The organism is Bradyrhizobium sp. Leo78, from assembly GCF_059512425.1.
This window is the reverse complement of sequence record NZ_JCAMOT010000001.1, coordinates 197710-216249: the sequence shown is the minus strand read 5'-3', so window position 1 is coordinate 216249 and position 18540 is coordinate 197710. Positions and strand designations below refer to the sequence as shown.

General features: G+C 63.8%; 15 protein-coding genes. 3 read left to right on the top strand and 12 right to left on the bottom strand.

Annotated features, from left to right (window positions below; all coding sequences use genetic code 11):
• Positions 1-115: 115 nt before the first annotated feature.
• From AC5ZG1_RS00935 to ltnD, 6 genes are all read right to left on the bottom strand, one after another.
• On the bottom strand, positions 116-1312 hold the full coding sequence (locus AC5ZG1_RS00935) for an efflux RND transporter periplasmic adaptor subunit (protein ID WP_474419524.1): 1197 nt from the start codon (positions 1310-1312) through the stop codon (positions 116-118).
• Positions 1302-4481: an efflux RND transporter permease subunit gene (locus tag AC5ZG1_RS00930; RefSeq protein ID WP_496131740.1), complete on the bottom strand. Its 3180-nt coding sequence runs from the start codon at positions 4479-4481 to the stop codon at positions 1302-1304. The genes AC5ZG1_RS00935 and AC5ZG1_RS00930 overlap by 11 nt, the downstream gene beginning before the upstream one ends.
• Positions 4482-4680: 199 nt before the next feature.
• Positions 4681-6372: a methyl-accepting chemotaxis protein gene (locus AC5ZG1_RS00925; RefSeq protein WP_496131739.1), complete on the bottom strand. Its 1692-nt coding sequence runs from the start codon at positions 6370-6372 to the stop codon at positions 4681-4683.
• Between the two features lie 189 nt (positions 6373-6561).
• Entirely contained in the window at positions 6562-7839 is a 1278-nt protein-coding gene (gene otnK, locus AC5ZG1_RS00920) for a 3-oxo-tetronate kinase (RefSeq protein ID WP_130226576.1), read from the bottom strand.
• Positions 7836-8618, bottom strand: coding sequence for a 2-oxo-tetronate isomerase (otnI, locus tag AC5ZG1_RS00915; protein WP_496131738.1), 783 nt, complete (start codon positions 8616-8618; stop codon positions 7836-7838). Before otnI ends, otnK begins: the two co-directional genes overlap by 4 nt.
• 12 nt (positions 8619-8630) lie before the next feature.
• Entirely contained in the window at positions 8631-9560 is a 930-nt protein-coding gene (ltnD, locus tag AC5ZG1_RS00910) for an L-threonate dehydrogenase (RefSeq protein WP_496131737.1), read from the bottom strand.
• An 86-nt stretch (positions 9561-9646) separates the two neighbouring features.
• On the opposite strand from ltnD, the gene otnC reads away from it, so the two are divergent.
• The gene (gene otnC, locus AC5ZG1_RS00905; protein ID WP_496131884.1) at positions 9647-10303 is read left to right on the top strand and encodes a 3-oxo-tetronate 4-phosphate decarboxylase; all 657 of its coding nucleotides are present in this window, start codon (positions 9647-9649) and stop codon (positions 10301-10303) included.
• A 209-nt stretch (positions 10304-10512) separates the two neighbouring features.
• Here the strand turns inward: otnC and AC5ZG1_RS00900 are convergent, their stop codons facing one another.
• The 6 genes from AC5ZG1_RS00900 to AC5ZG1_RS00875 form a co-directional block, all read right to left on the bottom strand.
• Positions 10513-11217 (bottom strand): ABC transporter ATP-binding protein, encoded by a 705-nt coding sequence (locus AC5ZG1_RS00900; protein ID WP_130226579.1) that lies wholly within the window; start codon positions 11215-11217, stop codon positions 10513-10515.
• The gene (locus AC5ZG1_RS00895; RefSeq protein WP_474419520.1) at positions 11201-11932 is read right to left on the bottom strand and encodes an ABC transporter ATP-binding protein; all 732 of its coding nucleotides are present in this window, start codon (positions 11930-11932) and stop codon (positions 11201-11203) included. The genes AC5ZG1_RS00900 and AC5ZG1_RS00895 overlap by 17 nt, the downstream gene beginning before the upstream one ends.
• Entirely contained in the window at positions 11929-12921 is a 993-nt protein-coding gene (locus AC5ZG1_RS00890; protein ID WP_474419519.1) for a branched-chain amino acid ABC transporter permease, read from the bottom strand. Before AC5ZG1_RS00890 ends, AC5ZG1_RS00895 begins: the two co-directional genes overlap by 4 nt.
• Complete coding sequence (locus AC5ZG1_RS00885; protein ID WP_028164962.1) at positions 12921-13799, bottom strand: branched-chain amino acid ABC transporter permease; 879 nt, start codon at positions 13797-13799, stop codon at positions 12921-12923. Before AC5ZG1_RS00885 ends, AC5ZG1_RS00890 begins: the two co-directional genes overlap by 1 nt.
• 172 nt (positions 13800-13971) lie before the next feature.
• Entirely contained in the window at positions 13972-15216 is a 1245-nt protein-coding gene (locus AC5ZG1_RS00880) for an ABC transporter substrate-binding protein (RefSeq protein ID WP_496131736.1), read from the bottom strand.
• 90 nt (positions 15217-15306) lie between these two features.
• Positions 15307-16125 carry a putative hydro-lyase gene (locus AC5ZG1_RS00875; RefSeq protein ID WP_456641042.1) on the bottom strand — a complete coding sequence of 273 codons (819 nt, stop codon included), beginning with the start codon at positions 16123-16125 and terminating at the stop codon, positions 15307-15309.
• Between the two features lie 119 nt (positions 16126-16244).
• Between AC5ZG1_RS00875 and AC5ZG1_RS00870 the strand changes: the two genes are divergently transcribed.
• Positions 16245-17162 carry a LysR family transcriptional regulator gene (locus AC5ZG1_RS00870; protein ID WP_456641043.1) on the top strand — a complete coding sequence of 306 codons (918 nt, stop codon included), beginning with the start codon at positions 16245-16247 and terminating at the stop codon, positions 17160-17162.
• A 121-nt stretch (positions 17163-17283) separates the two neighbouring features.
• Positions 17284-18534: a Zn-dependent hydrolase gene (locus AC5ZG1_RS00865; RefSeq protein ID WP_496131735.1), complete on the top strand. Its 1251-nt coding sequence runs from the start codon at positions 17284-17286 to the stop codon at positions 18532-18534.
• The last annotated feature ends 6 nt before the right edge of the window (positions 18535-18540 follow it).

Genomic DNA, 18540 nt, shown 5'->3' with positions numbered 1-18540 from the left:
CTACCTGCACCGTCATGCCCGGGCTTGACCCGGGCATCCACGCCTTTCTTTCCGCAGTCGAAAACGTGGATGGCCGGGACGAGCCCGGCCATGACGGAGGAGAGAGCGCCGCCCCCTACCCCTTCACGTCCTGCTTTTCGGAGGCCGTGGTCGGCTTCTTCGCGCCGCCGCCGACCACGCGGACCTGGTCGCCGTCGTTGATGCCATCCGGCGGGGCAATGATGATGCGGTCGTCACCGGTGAGGCCGGAGGCGATCTCGATCTCCTTGCCGAGGTCGCGGGCGATCGTCACCTTCTTGAACAGGATCTTGTCATCGGCGCCGACGGTCGCAACGCGCAGGCCGTTGCTGTCGAAGATCAGCGCGCTGGCGGGGATGTGCAGCGGAATGGTGTCGCGCTGCAACGTCAGCTTCACATTGGCATAGCCGCCGGGCATCAATTCGCCGCCGGAATTGTCCAGCGCGAGTTGCATGCGCGTCGTTCCCGAGCTGACATCGACCGCCTGCGAGGACGTTTCCACGGTCGCCGTAAAGGTGCGGTTCGGATATTCCGGCAGCGTGATGACAGCCTTGGCGCCCATCTTGATCGACGGCACGAAGTTCTGCGGCACGTTCACATAGACGCGCAGCTTGGAGATGTCGGAGACGATGAACATCGCCGGGCCCGCGCCGCCGCCGGCATTGATCAGCGCGCCGACGTCGGTGTTGCGCTCGGTGACGACACCGTCAAAGGGCGCAGTGATCTTCTTGTAGCCGGCAAGCGCTTCCAGCCGTTCGACATTGGCCTGACCGGAATTGACGGCGGCCTTCTTGTTGGAGAGATCGGCGGTGCGCTCGTCGATTTCCTGCATCGAGACGAAGTTCGAGGCAAGCAGCGACCGCCGCCGGGTCAGCGTCGCTTCCGACAGTTTGGCGCTGGCCTGCTGGCTCGCAAGATCGGCCCTGGCCTGCAGCAATTGCTGGTCGAGGTCGGGCGCCTCGATTTCGGCGATCACCTGCCCGGCCTTGACGCGGGCGCCGATGTCGACGCTCCAGCTCTTCAGGTAACCGGACACGCGCGCGAAGATCGGGGCGCGGTAATAGGCTTCCAGCCGGCCCGGCAGGTCGATCGTGGGGTTGAGCACCTTGGCGCTGGGCGGCGCTACCGCGACGCTCGGAATGGCCTGATTATCGGTCCATTCCTTCAGCTTGGTGCCCTGCTCCTCGCGGGCACGGATGCCGGTGATGACGACGAGGACCAGGCCGACACCGGCCGCAAGCCCGAAAATGCCCAGTTTCCAGCGCGAGACCGGCGGACGTTGGTCAGTGGGCATGCGACATCTCCGGTGCGGCGGCGGCGCTGGCGCCTTGCTTCTTGTGTACCATACTAAAGACGACGGGAACAAACATGAGTGTGGCGAACGTTGCAAAGATCAGGCCGCCGATCACGGCGCGGCCCAGCGGCGCGTTCTGCTCGCCACCCTCGCCCAAGCCGAGCGCCATCGGCGCCATGCCGATGATCATGGCAAGGGCCGTCATCAGCACCGGGCGGAAACGGACGAAACCGGCCTCGAGCGCGGCGGCAATGGGATCGCCGAGCTGCTCGTAGCGCTCGCGGGCGAAGCTGATGACGAGCACGCTGTTGGCGGTGGCAACACCCATGCACATGATCGCGCCGGTCAGCGCCGGCACCGACAGCGTGGTCTCGGTGGTGAACAGCATCCAGACGATGCCGGCGAGCGCTGCCGGCAGTGCGGTGATGATCACGAACGGATCGGACCAGGACTGGAAGTTCACGACGATCAGGAGATAGATCAGCACGACGGCGCCGAGCAGGCCGAACAACAGGCCGGAGAACGCACTGTTCATGGTCTGCACCTGGCCGAGCAGCACCACCGAGCTTCCCTTCGGCACGTCCTTTGCGGTCTCCGCGATCAGCGCCCGCACGTCGGTGGCAACGGCGCCAAGGTCGCGGCCCTGCGTCGTGGCGTAGATCTGCACCATGGACTGGATGTCGTATTGGGAAACGACCGCGCTCGAGGTCGAGCGCGTGATGTCGGCAATGCCGCCGAGGATCGGCGACTGCGGATTGCCGGTCGCTGTGATCGGCAGCGTCTGCAAGGCGCTCAGCGAGTCGATCTGGTATTGCGGCGTCTGCATCACGATCGAATAGGACACCCCGTTATCCGGATTGAGATAATAGGTCGGCGCGACCTGCGAGCTGCCGGCGAGATTGACGACGAGGCTGTTGGTGACGTCGCGCTCGGTCAGGCCGACATATTGCGCGCGGGTGCGGTCGACATCGATGTTGAAGGTGGGGCTGTTCGGCGATTGCTGGATGCGCGCGTCCGCAATGCCGGGAATGCGGCGGATCCGGCTCAGCAGCTTGTTGGCATAGGCGAAATTGGCGTCGAGATTGGCGCCGCGGATCTGCAGGTCGATCGGCGCCGGCGCTCCGAAGTTCAGGATCTGGCTGACGATATCGGCGGGCAGGAACGCGAAGCTGATGCCGGGGAACATCCGCGGCAGTTGCTCGCGTAGCGCCTGGACATATTCCTCGGTCGGCCTGTGGCCTTCCTTCAGCTTGACCTGGATGTCGCCATCCTGCGGGCCGATCACGCCGGTGTTGTTGTAGGTCATGTTGATGCCGGAGATCGGCATGCCGATATTGTCGGCCAGCGTGTCGATCTCCTCCGGCGGGATGATCTTGCGGATCGCCTTCTGCACCTCGGCGAGCTGGTTGGCAGTCTCCTCGACGCGGGTGCCGACCTGGGTGCGGACGTGCATCAGAATGTTGCCGGCGTCGACCGACGGAAAGAAGTTGCGGCCGAGGAAAGGCACCAGCAGCATGGACACCGCGACGAAGCCGAGGAAACAGCTGACGAAGATGGCACGGTGTCCGAGCGCCATCGCCAGCATGTCGCGATAGGCGCGGCGGATGCGCTCGAACCGCGCCTCGAAGCCGCGCTGGAACAGCTTGAACGGATTGCGCGTCGGCGGCAGCCCGCCCTCGTGATGCACATGCGGCTGCAGCAGGTATTTCGCCATCGTCGGCACCAGCGTGCGCGACAGGATGAACGACCAGATCATCGCGAACATCACCGCTTCCGCCATCGGCACGAACAGGAAGCGCGCAACGCCAGTCAGGAAGAACATCGGCACGAACACGATGCAGATGCAGAGCAGCGAGACGAATGCCGGCGTGACGATCTGGTTGGCGCCGTCGAGAATCGACTGTTCGACCGGCTTGCCCTGCTCCAGATGGTAATTGATGTTCTCGATCGTCACGGTGGCGTCATCGACGAGGATGCCGACCGCGAGCGCCAATCCGCCGAGCGTCATGATGTTCAGCGTCTCGCCGATCGCCGACAGCATGATGATGGCGCCGAGAACCGACAGCGGGATCGAGACCGCGATGATGATCGTCGACCGCCAGCTCCCGAGGAACAGCAGGATCATCACGCTGGTGAGCAATGCGGCAATGACGCCTTCGAAGGCGACGCCGGTGATGGCGCCGCGGACGAAAACCGACTGGTCGCCAATGAAGCCGATCTTCAGCGCGTCCGGAAGCTGGTCCTTGACGTCGATCACCTTCTGCTTGATGCCGGCGATGATATCGAGCGTCGAGATCGCGCCCGCCTTCAACACCATCATCAGCACCGAGCGGTTGCCGTCGACATGGACGATGTTGGTCTGCGGCGGGTTGCCGTCGCGGACGGTGGCGACATCCCGAACATAGACCATGGCGCCGTTGACGGTCCTGATCGGCAGATTGCCGAGATCCTCCATCTTCAGCGGCGAGTTGTTGAGCTGAATGTTGTATTCGAACTGGCCGATCTTCTGCGTGCCGACCGGCGTGATCAGATTTTGTGCAGCCAGCGCATTGGCCACGTCCTGCCCCGACAGGCCGCGCGCCTGCAGCGCCGTGGAGTTGAGGTCGATCTGCACCTGACGCTGCTTGCCGCCGAATGGATAGGGTATGGCGGCGCCGGGTACGGTGACGAGGGGCGTGCGGAGCTGATTGATGCCGATATCGGCAAGATTCTGCTCGGTCAGCCCCTCACCTGACAACGCGACCTGGATGATCGGCACCGTGGAGGCGCTGTAGTTCAGGATCAAAGGCGGCGTTGCGCCCGGCGGCATCTGCTTCAGAAGCGTCTGCGAGATCGCCGTGACCTGGGCGTTGGCGGTGCGGATGTCGACGTTCGGCTGGAAGAAGATCTTGATGATGCCGAAGCCGTTGTAGGAATTGGCGACGATATGCTCGATATCGTTGACGGTGGTGGTCAGCGCGCGCTGAAATGGCGTGGTGATGCGCCCGGACATCTGGTCCGGCGGCAGTCCGGTGTACTGCCAGACCACCCCGATCACGGGGATGCGGATGTCGGGAAAGATATCGGTGGGCGTGCGCAGCGCGGCGAGCGGTCCGATAATGAGGAGCAGCAGCGCGAGCACGACAAACGTATACGGCCGGCTCAGCGCGATACGGACCAGTGCAACCATTGACGAGTTATTCCCCGGAACCCGTAAAATGTACGGGGGATTGGCGCCCCTACAGGCCAATTCACTTGCGTCGATCTAGCGAAAAACGGGCCAAAAGCCAACTTTGCGCGACGCAATCCGCGTTCACATCCTCGACATAGCTGCCGGGACCGGCCGCGGGGTGAACCGCGGCCGGGAATTATCGCAACTAATTAAGTAACTAAGCCGCCCGTACCGATTCCAGGAACTTGCTGACCTCGACCTTGAGGCGGCTGCTGTCGCCGGACAATGCCTTTGCCGCCGAGAGCACCTGCGATGAGGCCGACCCGGTCTCGGTCGCGCCGCGCTGCACGTCGGTGATGTTGGCCGAGACCTGGTGGGTGCCCTGGGCGGCCTGCTGGACGTTGCGGGAGATTTCCTGCGTAGCCGCGCCCTGCTCCTCCACCGCCGCGGCGATGGTCGAGGAGATCTCCGACAGCCGTTCGATGGTGTTGCTGATTTCCTTGATCGCGTTCACCGAGTCCTGGGTGGCGGCCTGGATGCCGGTGATCTGCTGGCCGATCTCGCCGGTGGCTTTCGCGGTCTGCTCGGCCAGCGCCTTCACTTCGGAGGCGACCACCGCAAAGCCGCGGCCGGCCTCGCCGGCGCGTGCCGCCTCGATGGTCGCGTTCAGCGCCAGCAGGTTGGTCTGGCCCGCGATCGTGTTGATGAGCTCGACGACGTCGCCGATCCGTGCCGCCGCCTTCGAGAGCTCGCTGACACGGTCGTTGGTGCTGCGGGCCTGGCCGACGGCGTCGCCCGCCATCCGTGCTGATTCCTGGACCTGGCGGCTGATCTCGGTGACGGAGGATGACAGCTCCTCGGTCGCGGACGCCACCGACTGCACATTGGTGGACGCCTCTTCCGAGGCGGAGGCGACCGTGGTGGTCAATTCCTGCGAGCGTGTGGCAGTCGAGGAGAGCGTGCCGGCCGCGGCTTCGAGCTGGGTCGAGGCGGAAGAGACGGTCTGGACGATCTCGCCGATCATGGTCTCGAAATTGCGGGTGATGGCGTCGACCCGGCGGCCGCGCTCGATCTTTGCTTCGGCGTCGGCGGCGGCAGCCTCGTCGGCAGCCTTCTTGGCAATCAACGCTTCCTTGAACACCTGAAGCGCATCGGCCATCGTGCCGATTTCGGTCTTCTCACCCTGGTGCGGGACTTCGGCGGTCAGGTCTCCATTTCCGAGCGCCTGCATCGGCTTGACGATGGACGCGATCCCGGCCGAGACGTCACGGATCAACAGGAAACTGATAACGGCGCCAACAAGCACCGCGGCCAAGAGAATGACAGCGAGTATCGCGAAGGCGGAAGAGTAGTTGGCGGCGGCGTCCTCCGCAGCCTTGTCGGCACCCGCCTTGTTGAGCTCGATGTCCTTGAGGAGAATCGCGTCGGCCTCGAGCCCGATCTTGTTCACGGTCTTGCTGTTCAGCTCATGCGCGTCATGCGGGATCTTGCCGACATCCCTGCGCGACAACGCCATCACCTCTTCGGTGCCCTTCCTGTATCGATCCCAGGTGTCCGACCATTGAGTATAGAGCGCCCGCTCCTCTGGGGAGGTGATCATCGTTTCATAGCTCTTGCGGGCCTTCATGTTGCCATCGACAACGGTAACCAGAGTCTTCTCGTTGGCCAGCTTCTCCTCGAGCGTTTCCGAGAGCATGTGCTCACGGATCACGTTGCGGTAGGTAATGACACCAGCGCGAAGCTCGCCGAGCACCCGGACGCTCGGCAGCCAGCTGGTGGTGATGTCGACCGTATTGGCATTGATCGCCTGCATGTTGCGGACGGCGAGGAGCCCCATGCCCGTCATCGTGACGAGCAGCAGCGCAACCACGGTGATGATCTTGGCGCGGATCGAGTATTTGGCGAACATCTGAAAATCTCTTGGTGTTGCGCGTGTCGGGCACGTCAGGTGATGCAAGGTGCTTCGGTTTGGTCTGCCGAATCGAAGGATGCCTTACTGGCGATCAAACCGCGCAACTTCTGAAGTCGCGTTAATTTGTCCCTCCGTAGAGTTACGGTAAATGAAAACCGTCACTAACAAATGAACGAAGCGATGAGATCAGCGCATCAACGCAAGCGCGTCCGAGAAAAATTGCGGTCCGCCGAAATTGCCTGATTTCAGAGCAAGCAGCATCTCGCCTTTGTTCGCGCCGACCGCACGCAGCACCGGCACACCAGCGGCGATCTCCACGCCGACGAGAAAACCTGGAATCCGCAAACGATCCACCACGGCGCCTGACGTCTCACCGCCGGCGACCACCAATCGACGCACGCCGTGTTCGACGAGACCTTCCGCGATGTCGGCCATCGCCTGCTCGATGGTATGCCCGGCTGCATCACGGCCATAACGGGACTGCAGAGCTGCGACTTCGTCGGGCGTGGCGCTGCTGGCGATCAGCACCGGCCCTTCGCCGATCCGGTCGCGGGCCCAGGCGAGCGCGCGATGGACTTCATCCTTGCCGATCACGATCCGCTCGGGGTCGAGATGCAGCACGGCCATGCTGCGCTCGGCATTGGCGATCTGCTGCAGTGTCGCTTGCGAACAGCTTCCGGCGAGACAGGCGGCTGGCCCTCCGACCAGCGCCTCGGCCGTCACGCTTGCGGCTTCTGGCCTGACTTTTCCGGAGTCAACCAGCGCCCGGGCAAGCCCGAGCCCGATCCCGGAAGCGCCGACCGAAACGCGATGGTCCAGCGCTACCGTGCCGATGGTGCCGAGGTCGCGGTCGAACACGGCATCGATGATGGCGGCACCAAATCCGCCGGCGGCAAGATCTGCAAGGCGCGCGCGAACGGCGTCCGGACCGCGCGCAACGGTAGCAAGATCGATCAGTCCGACCTTTGTGCTGCTCTGGCATGCCAGCACCCGCACCAGGTTCGAGTCATGCATCGGGTTGAGCGGATGATCCTTGAGCGGGCTTTCGTTCAGCGGCACCGACCCGACGAACAAATTGCCCTGGTATACGGTGCGTCCGGTTTCCGGGAATGCCGGCGTGACCAGCACGATGTTATCGCCGGAATCTTTGCGCAGCGCATCCATCACCGGGCCGATATTGCCGGCGTTGGTAGAGTCGAAGGTCGAGCAGATCTTGAACAGCACATGCGAGGCGCCGCGGCCGCGCAGCCACTTCTCCGCCGCGCGCGAGCGGGTGACCGCCTGGCTCGCCTCGATCGAGCGGCTCTTCAGCGAGACCACCACAGCATCGACCTCGGGCAAAGCGAGATCGTCCGATGGCACGCCAATCGTCTGCACCGTGCGCAGGCCGGCACGGGTCAGCGTGTTGGCGAGATCTGAGGCGCCCGTGTAGTCGTCGGCGATACAGCCCAGCGCCAAAGTCATGCTTTTGCTCCGGCATAGGGCTTGAACCAGCCGAGGCCATCGATGGTCTTGCCGCGCGGATTATATTCGCAGCCGACGAAGCCGGCATAGCCGAGCCGGTCGAGCTCATCGAACAGGAACGGATAGTTCAGCTCTTCGCCATCGGGCTCGTTGCGCGAGGGGATGCTGGCGATCTGGGTGTGGCCGATGATCGGCATCATCTCACGAAGCCGCATGGTGACATCGCCATGGATGATCTGGCAGTGATAGATGTCGAACTGCAACTTCAGGTTCGGAATCTTCAACTCGTTGATCAGATCACGTGCAAAGCCGAAATCGTTGAGGAAATAGCCGGGCACGTTGCGTGGATTGATCGGCTCGATCACGACGTCGAGGCCATGCGGCGCGAAGAACTCGGCGGCCCATGTAACGGACTTATAAAATGCCTCGACCGCCTTGCTGTCGCTTCGGTCGGCAATGCCCGCCATCAGGTGCACGCGCTTGACGCCGGTCGCCTCCGCATAAGGGAGCGCCGTGGCGAGGCTCGCCTGCAGATCGGCAAACCGCGCCGGCAGCGCCGCGAAACCTTTCTCTCCGGCCGCCCAATCGCCCGGCGGCAGGTTGAACAACGCCTGCGTCAGACCGTTCTTGCGCAGCCGCTCGCCGATCTCCTTCGCCGGATGGTCATAGGGAAACAGGAACTCCACCGCGGTAAAGCCGGCTTTGGCCGCAGCCTCGAAACGGTCGAGGAACGCGACCTCGTTGAACATCATGGTGAGATTGGCGGCAAAGCGGGGCATCGCGTGTCCTTATTAATTGTGTTCGCCGGGCAGCTTGGTGCCGGTGACGCGGGCGTACATCCGCGCCACCGAGGCGTCGTCATCACGCCCCATGCCGGCGGCGGCCGTCATCAGGAACATCTGCAGCGCTGCGGCTGAGACCGGCACCGGGAATTTCGCTGATCGAGCCATGTCCTGGATGATGCCCAGATCCTTGACGAAAATCTCCACCGCGCTGCGCGGCGTGTAGTCGCCGTCGAGCACATGCGGCATGCGGTTCTCGAACATCCAGGAATTGCCGGCGGAGGCCGTGATCACCTCATAGACCTTGCGGATATCGAGGCCTTGCTTGGCCGCGAACGCCATCGCCTCCGAGGCGGCGGCGATATGCACGCCGGCCAGGAGCTGGTTGATCATCTTGAACGCGGCGCCCTGCCCGGCCGCATCGCCGAGTTCATAGAGCTTGGCCGCCATCGCATCGAGCGCGGGACGGGCTTTTGCGAACGCCGCCGCGCTGCCGGAAGCAAGGATGGTGAGTTCGCCCTGCGCTGCGCGCTGGGCACCGCCGGAGATCGGGGCATCCAGATAACGCCGGTCCGTCGCCTCGAGCTTGGCTGCCAATCGCCGCGCCACATCAGGGTCCATGGTCGCGGAGGACACGAACACCGATCCTTTCGGCAGCGTCTCGGCGACGCCGTTCTCGCCGAACAGGATCGTTTCGGTCTGGGCGGCGTTGACGACCACGCTGACCACGATATCGGCGCCATCGGCGGCTTCCTTCGCCGTCTTGGCACCCTTGCCGCCGCCCCGGACAAACCGCGCGACGCTGTCGGCGGAGACGTCGCAGCCGGTCACGTCGAAGCCCGCGCGCAACAGCGAGGTCGCCATGCCCGATCCCATCGAGCCGAGCCCGATCACGGCAACGCGGGTTTTTGACTGGTCAGGCATGCGGCGGTCCCTCACATTCTTCTTGGTGTCTTGCCCCTGCGTATCACGGCTTGGCCGCCGTGCCAAAGCGTGAGACAAGGCGGGAAACGGGTATGGCTGCCATGAGCGAAACAAAGCTCCGTGAGGAAATCTGCCGCTTCGGCCGCTCGCTGTTCGAGCGCGGGCTGACGCCGGGCTCGTCAGGCAATATCAGCGTGCGACTGGACGATGGCGGCTGGCTGGTGACGCCGACCAATGCCTCGCTCGGTTTCCTCGATCCTGCCAGGATGTCGCGGCTCAATGCCGATGGGCGGCTGGTCTCGGGCGATGCGCCGACCAAGGAGGTGCCGCTGCACACCGCGCTTTACCAGACCCGCGGCGCGGCGCGTGCCGTCGTGCATCTGCATTCGACCCATTCGGTGGCTCTCTCGATGCTGCCCGAGATCGACCCGCGCGCCGCGCTGCCGCCGCTCACCGCCTATTATGTGATGAAATGCGGCCAGACCGCGCTGGTGCCTTATTATCGACCCGGCGATCCCGCGGTGGCCGACGCGATCAAGGGATTGGCGGGCAAATATTCGTCGGTGCTGCTCGCCAATCATGGGCCTGTGGTTTCAGGCGACACGCTGGAAGCCGCGGTGTTCGCGACGGAGGAACTGGAAGAGACGGCCAAGCTCTATCTGCTGCTGCGCGGGCTGAACCCACGCTATCTCTCGCCGGAGCAGGTGGCGGATTTGACCAAGGTGTTCGGGCTGAAGCTGCCGGAGCATGGGCATTAGCCTCTCCGAATTCCTCATGGCCGGGCTTGTCCCGGCCATCTACGTTATTTGCATCCGAAGAAAGAAAGATCGTGGATGCCCGGGACAAGCCCGGGCATGACGAAGAACCTACCGTTTCGTCATTGCGAGCGAAGCGAAGCAATCCATTTTTCTCCGCGCGCGTGGAGAGGTGGATTGCTTCGCTGCGCTCGCAATGACGGGGACGCGGATCAAAGCCCCAGATACGCCTTGCGCACGTCGGGGTTGGTGCTGATCTCAGCCGCCGGGCCCTGCATCAGCACGCGGCCGGTCTGCAGGATGTAGGCGCGGTCGGCGATCTCAAGACATTCCGCCATGCGCTGCTCGACGATCAACACGGTCATGCCGGCGTCGCGGATGCGCTTCACCGCCTGGAAGATCTCGTCGACCAGCTTTGGCATGATGCCCTGCGACGGCTCGTCGAGCATCAAGAGCCGCGGGCGGGTCATCAGCGCGCGGCCGATCGCGAGCATCTGCTGCTCACCGCCGGACAGCGTCTCGGCGCGCTGCTCCAGCCGCTCCGAAAGCCGCGGGAACAATTTGAACACGAGATCGAGCGGCTCGTCGCGGTTGGCTTCACTGCGGTAGAGATAGCTGCCGAGGCGGAGATTGTCGCGCACCGACAGGCGCGGAAACAGCCGGCGGTTTTCCGGCACGAAGGCGATGCCGCCGGCGGTGATGACATGCTGCGGCTTGCCGTCGATCCGGGCCCCGTCGAAGGTGACGGTGCCGGAGCGTGGGCGCTCAGCGCCGGCGATCGATTTCAGAAGCGTCGACTTGCCGGCCCCGTTGGCGCCGGCGACGCAGACGATCTCGCCCTTGGCGACCTCGATCGAGACGGCGGAGATCGCAACCAGCCCCTGATAGGCGGTGGTGACTTCATGCACCGACAGCATGACGATCCCCAAGATAGGCGGTGATGACCTTCGGGTCGCGCACGACCTCGGTTGGCTTGCCCTCGACCAGCACCTTGCCGAGGTCGAGCACGATGGCGCGGTCGACCAGCGGCATCACGATCTCCATGACATGCTCGACCATCAGCACGGTGACGCCGGTGTCGCGCACCTTGCGCACCAGCTCGACGCCGGTCTTGGCCTCCACCGGCGTCAGGCCGGTCAAGACTTCGTCGAGCAGCAGCAGCTTCGGCTCGGTCGCGAGCGCGCGCGCCACTTCCAGACGCCGCTTTTCGGACGGCACCAGATCGCTTGCCAGCACGTCGGCACGCGCGCCGAGCCCGCAGAATTCCAGCACCTCATGCGCCTTGCGGCGGGCGACGCGCATCACGGTGTTGCGGATCAGCGCGCCGACGATGACGTTGTCGATCACAGTCATGGTCTCGAAGCTTTTCACCACCTGAAAGGTGCGGCCGATGCCACGCTGGCAGCGTTCCGCCGCCGGCAATCTCGTGACATCCTCGCCATCGAACCAGATCGAGCCTTGAGTGGGCGGCAGCACGCCGGCGATCAGGTTGAACAGGGTCGACTTGCCGGCGCCGTTCGGGCCGATCAGCCCGACGATCTCGCCGCGGCCGACCGAGATCGAGACGTCGCTGTTGGCGACAAGGCCGCCGAACCGCTGCCAGACGCCACGGGTTTCCAGGAGCGCGGTCATCGCACGGCCGCCTTGCGCCAAAAGAGCTTGGGCCGTGCGAACAGGCTCACCAGCCCTCGCGGCAGCGCCAATGAGATCAGCACGATCAGCGTGCCGTAGACGATCAGGTCCACGCCGCGTCCCGAACCGCCGATGAAGGATCGGGTCAGTTCGGTCAGCGGGATCAGGATCACGGCGCCAAGCACCGGCCCCCACAGCGTGCCGATGCCGCCGAGCACCGCGGGCAGCGCCATCAGAAGCGAGAACTGGAAGCCCATCACGCTCTCAGGATCGATATAGGAGACGAACTGCGCGTAGAAGCTGCCGCCGACCGCGACCAGGAACGCAGAGACCGCCGCCGCCCCCATCTTGGAATTGAACACGACGACGCCAAGGCTTTCGGCGGCATCCGGATTATCCTTCACCGCGCGCCACCAATAGCCCCATTTGGAGTCCTCCAGCCACCAGGTGACGAACCAGGCGACGCAGGCGAGCGCCAGCGCGAAATAGAAATAAGGCAGCTTGCTGCGCGTGAACTGGAATTTCAGCCAGCTATCGCCACGCACCGGGATATCGATGCCGAGCGCCGCTCCCGCCCACTCCCAGTTCTGGATCAAGAGCAACCCGATCTCGGCAATCACGATGGTGGCGATGACGAAATAGTGCCCGCGCAGGCGGAAGCAGGGATAGCCGAGCGCCATCGCGATCAGCGCCGAGATCACGCCGCCGACCAGCATGCCGAACCAGGGCAGCACGCCGAACTTGGTGAACAGCAGTGCTGTGGTGTAGGCGCCGAGCCCGAAATAAAGCGCGTGGCCGAGCGAAATCTGCCCGCAATAGCCAGACAGGATGTTCCAGCTCTGCGAGAGCGCCGCATACATCAGCGTCAGCACCATGACGTTCTGGACGTAGACGTCCTTCACGAACAGCGGCACCAGCGCGGCCACGGCCGCAAGGCAAAAGGCGACGATCAATTCGCGGCGGCGCCGCCTGGTAAAATCCTTGTCCATCACATCGACCCGAACAGGCCGCGCGGGCGGACGAAAACGACGAGCAGATAGACCGCGTAGATGCCGACCGATTTCAGCGAGGGCGGCAGGATCAGCGCGGTGGTCGCCTCGACCAGGCCGACGATGATGCCGCCGGCGAACGCACCGAACACGCTGCCGAAGCCGCCGAGCGCCACGGTGACGTAGGCGATCAGCGCGAAGGAGGCGCCGACATCGGGATAGACATAGAAGAAGATCGCCATGATCGCGCCGGCAAGACCAACCAGCGCCGCGCCGAGCCCCCAGCCGAGCGCGAATACCCGGTTCTTGTCGATGCCGACCAGCGCCACCGCACCGGCATCCTCACGCGTTGCCTCCAGCGCGCGGCCGAAATCGGTGCGGTGGATGAAGAAGTAGAGTCCCGCGAAGGCCGCGATCGACAGCAGCGCGCCGACGAGTTGCGGCTCCGGCAGGAATATGCCGCCAACCGAGATGGTTTTCCCGCCGAGCCAGGAATTGGTGACGCTGCGATAGTCCGGCGTGAAGAAGAACTGCGCCAGTCCGCGCATCACGATGGCAAGGCCGAAGGTGGAGAAGATCTGCACCATGCCGGCATTGGCCTTGGCGCGCACGGCAAAGCGCACGATCAAGAGATAGACGATCGCCCCGAACACGAACAGAGCCGCCGCCACCAGCGGCGCCGACAACAGCGGGTCGATGGCGAAGAACGCGAACAGGAAGAATGTCGCGTACATCGCGATCATCAGGAACTCGCCATGGGCGAAGTTCACGACGTCCATCAGGCCGAAGATCAGCGCCAGCCCGACGGCGATCAGTCCATAGAGCAGCCCCATCAGGAGGCCGCTCGCCAGACTCTGGATAATGGTCTCGGCTGTCACTGCTGCAGCTCCGCACCAGCATCGCCATCCGTCATTGCGAGGAGCGAAGCGACGAAGCAATCCATTCTCTCAGCTCGTGGCGACATGGATTGCTTCGCTTCGCTCGCAATGACGGAACGCGCAGTTATCATCGAGTCCAGGGTCACGATGGTTCTTCCCCTACCCGCGCCGCTCACTTCATCGGCCAGACGGCTTCGGCCACTGCCGCCTGCGGCGGGAAGATCGTGACGAACTTGCCGCCGATATATTGCAGCAGCACCGGATCGGCGTCGTTGTTCTGGCCCATGTCGTCAAACTTCACGCGCTTCCAGGGCATGATGGTCGCCTCGCCCGGCATGTCGGTCGCGACCAGCGCCTCGCGGATCTTCTCGCCATCGGTGGACTTGGCGCGGTTGATGGCATCGGCCATCACGATCAGGCCCATGAACTGGCGCGACGAATAGTCGTTGAAGTCCTTGCCCGACCGCTCCTTATACATCGCGTTGATCTTGCCGACCATCGGCCGCTTGGCGGCGAGATCGAGCGAGAAGCTACCGCGCGAGATCACGCCTTCGAGCTTGTCGCCGACCGCATCATACAGCGCCTTTTCGGAGAAGCCGGCGTCCTGCGCCACGATCGCCGGCGGCTTGTAGCCGAGTTCGCCCATGGTCTTCACGAGCAGGATGCCGTCGGTGGTGTAGCTCGAGGGCATCAGCACGTCGGCATTACCAGCCTTGAGCTGCTGCACTTCGGCCGACAGTGACGGCGAATTGGCGCGGTACTTGATGTCGGCAACGATCTTGTAGCCGCGCTCACGTGCGAGCTTGGTCTGCGCGTTGCCGGAGTCGGTGCCGAAGATCGTATCCTCGTGGAACAGCGACAGCGTGTCGATCTTGGTGCCCTTCTTCTTCATCGCATCGAAGAAGTCGAACATCGCGGTCGAGAACATCTCGTCATGAGGCGCCGCGCGGAAATAGAATTTCAGGCCGCGGCGATGCAGGCTCGGCGAAGAATTGTCGGCCGAGATAAAGGGGATCTGGTAACGCTCGCAGATCTGGCTGACGGTGACGGCAACCGCGCTCTGGTAGGTGCCGACGATGGCGCAGACCTTCTCCTGTGTGATCAGGCGCTCGGCTTCGGCGCGACCCTTCTGCGGATCGGCCTGGTGATCGGCGAAAACGAGGCGGACCTTGGCACCTCCCAGGCCGGACAGGCCCTCGCCCTTGGCGAGCGGCAGCTCGAAATCATAGTTCTTGTTGATGATATCGGCCGCGGTCTCGAATGCCTTTTGCGCGTCGACGCCGATCTGGGCGCTTGCGCCGGACAGCGGATAGATCACGCCGATCACCACCTCGCTGGTTTGCGCGCGCGCAACGATCGGCGCGAGCGCGGCAGCAGCGGTGGCTCCAAGCAACACATTGCGGCGAGTGATCGTCATTTGCGGAAATTCCCCTTAATTGAAGCGTAGCTATCGAATGAAACGGAAGGCGGTTGCGGTAAAGCCTCAAGAAACGGCAAGCGCTGCCCTTTAGAGCACAGCCAACTGCTTGTTCCTCAGATCAGTGATCAACATCAACCCCGGCGCATGAGTGATCGCGAATGGTAGCTTGGCGTTCGCGATCACCGCCTGCGGTGTCACGCCGCACGCCCAGAATACCGGAATCTCATCGGCTTCGACCGGAACCGGATCACCATAGTCGGGCTTGGCGATGTCGCTGATGCCAATCAGATGCGGATGGCCGAGATGCACCGGCGCGCCGTGCACCGAGGGAAAACGCGAGGTGACCTGCACCGCGCGGATTGCATCGGCCGGCTTGAAGGGACGCATCGACACCACCATCGGCCCCGCGAACGGGCCCGACGATCGGCAGGCGATATTGGTGCGGTACATCGGCACCCGCACGTGGCGCTCGATGTGACGGATCGGCAGGCCCTCGTCCATCAGCGCTTCTTCGAACGAGAACGAGCAGCCGAGCACAAAGGCGACGAGATCGTCGCGCCAATGCTGCATGACATCGGTCGGCTCCTCCACCACCTCGCCGTCGCGCCAGATGCGATAGCGCGGCACGTCGGTGCGGATGTCGAGGTCGAGGCCAAGCGCGGGAATTCGGGGGTCACCGACATCAGACATGCCGATGATCGGGCACGGCTTCGGGTTGAGCTGGCAGAAGCGGTGGAAGGCCCCGGCGAGCTTTTCCGGCAGGATGGCAAGGTTGCCCTGGACAAAGCCGTTCGCCACCCCGGCGGTGCTCGAAGCCATGCCCTCACGGCACGCTAGCCGGGCCTCTCGGCTCGGAAGCACGGGATCGTTGTCACGGGCTTGCTGCGCTGCCGCAAAAACAGTCATTTGACCGACCTGCCTAATATCTCGACAAGCGCAGCCAACACCAAGCGTGCTATAAAGTCTAATCTTCCTTTCTAATCGAATTCGATAAGTTTGATTTATCGAACGGGAAAAAGCCTCCAATGCTTGATTTCAGGTCGATCGAAACGTTCCTCTGGGTGGTCAAGCTTGGAAGCTTCCGTGGCGCGGCGCAGCGGCTCAACACGACCCAGCCGGCGATCTCCCAACGCATCGCCCAGCTCGAACGCGAGTTGGGCGTGAAACTGCTCAACCGCGACCATCGGGTGGCCTCGCCGACGCCGAGCGGCCGGCAGATGATGGTCTATGCGGAGAAGCTGATCGGGCTGCGCTCGGAGATGATGGCCGAGATCGGCGACCGCTCCGCGATGCGCGGCGTGCTCCGGCTCGGCGTCGCCGAGACCATCGTGCACACCTGGCTGACGCGCCTCGTCAAGAGCGTCAACGAGGTCTATCCGAACCTGTCGCTGGAAATCGAGGTGGACATCACACCTAATTTGAGCGCGCGGCTGCTCGCGCAAGAGATCGAGCTGGCCTTCGTGGTGGGGCCGCTGTCGGCGTCGGGCGTGCAGAGCCGCGTGCTTTGCGATTATCCGATCGGATTTCTGGCGAGCCCGGCGCTCGGCCTCGGCAATGGCCCGGTGGCGCGGCATGAGCTGGCGCGCTTTCCGATCATCACCTTTCCCCGCAAGACAGTGCCTTACGAAAGCGTGCGCGCGGTGTTCGAACGGCCAGACCTGCCGCCGATCCGGCTGCACGCCAGCGCCTCGCTGGCAACGGTGATCCACATGGCGATCGAAGGGCTCGGCATCGCCGTGATCCCGTCAGCCATCGTCGAGAACGAACTCGCCGACGGACGGCTGCAACTGCTCGATACCGACATCAACATGGCGCCGCTCACCTTCAACGCAAACTGGCTCACCTCCCCCGACATCGCCGCAATCGAGCGCGTCGCCGACCTCGCGCGCCAGATCGCGCAAACGAGCCCGTCGGTTGACGATCCGCTGCGAGCGCGTCATTGAACGAACACTATGTAACGACCCGTCATTCCGGGGCGCCCGCAGGGCGAACCCGGAATCTCGAGATTCCGAGTCTGGTCCTTCGGACCATCCCGGAATGACAGAAAACGAATGGAACGAACGCATGAGCCGAGCCGCATCCAACCTGCAGATCGATTCCGCCCGCCTCTGGGGCACGATTCATGAAACTGCGAAATTCGGCGGGACGCCGAAAGGCGGTGTGCGGCGGCTGACCTTGAGCGCCGAGGACAAGCAGGTGCGCGACTGGTTCCGCAAGGCGTGCGAGGACGCAGGGCTGGAGGTTCATGTTGACGCGCTCGGCTCGATGTTCGGCCTGCGCAAGGGCCGCGACATGTCGAAACCGCCGATCGGGCTCGGCTCGCATCTCGACACCCAGCCGACCGGCGGCAAATATGACGGCGTGCTCGGCACGCTCGCCGCGCTCGAAGTCGTGCGCACACTCAATGATGCCGGCATCGAGACCGAGATGCCGATCTGCATCTGCAACTGGACCAACGAAGAAGGCTCGCGCTTCGCGCCGGCGATGATGGCCTCCGCCGCCTATGTCGGCGATTTCACCACTGATGACATCCTGTCGCGCAGGGATGCCGAGGGCGTCACGGTTGCCGAAGCGCTCGACGGCATCGGCTATCGCGGCACGACGGCGGTCGGCACGCAAAAATTCTCCGGCTTCGTCGAATTGCATATCGAGCAGGGCCCGATCCTGGAAGCCGAGAACAAGACCATCGGCGTGGTCGATTCCGGCCAGGGCGTCTTATGGTACGACGGCAAGATCACGGGCTTCGAGAGCCATGCCGGCTCGACACCGATGCCGCTGCGGCGCGATGCGCTGGCAACCTTGTCGGAGATCGTGCTGGCGATGGAGAGCATCGCGAAAAAGCACGGGCCGAACGCGGTCGGCACAATCGGCGAGGCCGTGATCGCGAAGCCCTCGCGCAACGTCATTCCGGGCGAGATCGCCTTCACCGTCGATTGCCGCAGCGCCGATGCCGCCATCATGGACGCGCTGGACAAGGACCTGTGCGCTGCGATCGCCGAGATCGCCGCCCGCCGCAAGGTCGAGGTTACGCTCGACCTGGTCTGGCGCAAGCCGCCGACGCATTTCGATCCCAAGCTGGTCGATGCCGTCGAGAACGCCGCCAAGCAACTCGGCTATTCGCACCGACGCATCACCTCGGGCGCCGGCCACGACGCCTGCAACCTCAACACGGTGATCCCTGCGGCAATGGTGTTCGTACCCTGCAAGGACGGCATCAGCCACAACGAGCTCGAGGACGCAACGCAGACCGATTGCGCCGCCGGCGCCAACGTCCTGATGCATACGGTGCTCGCACTCGCCGGCGTCGCGTCCTGACCGGTC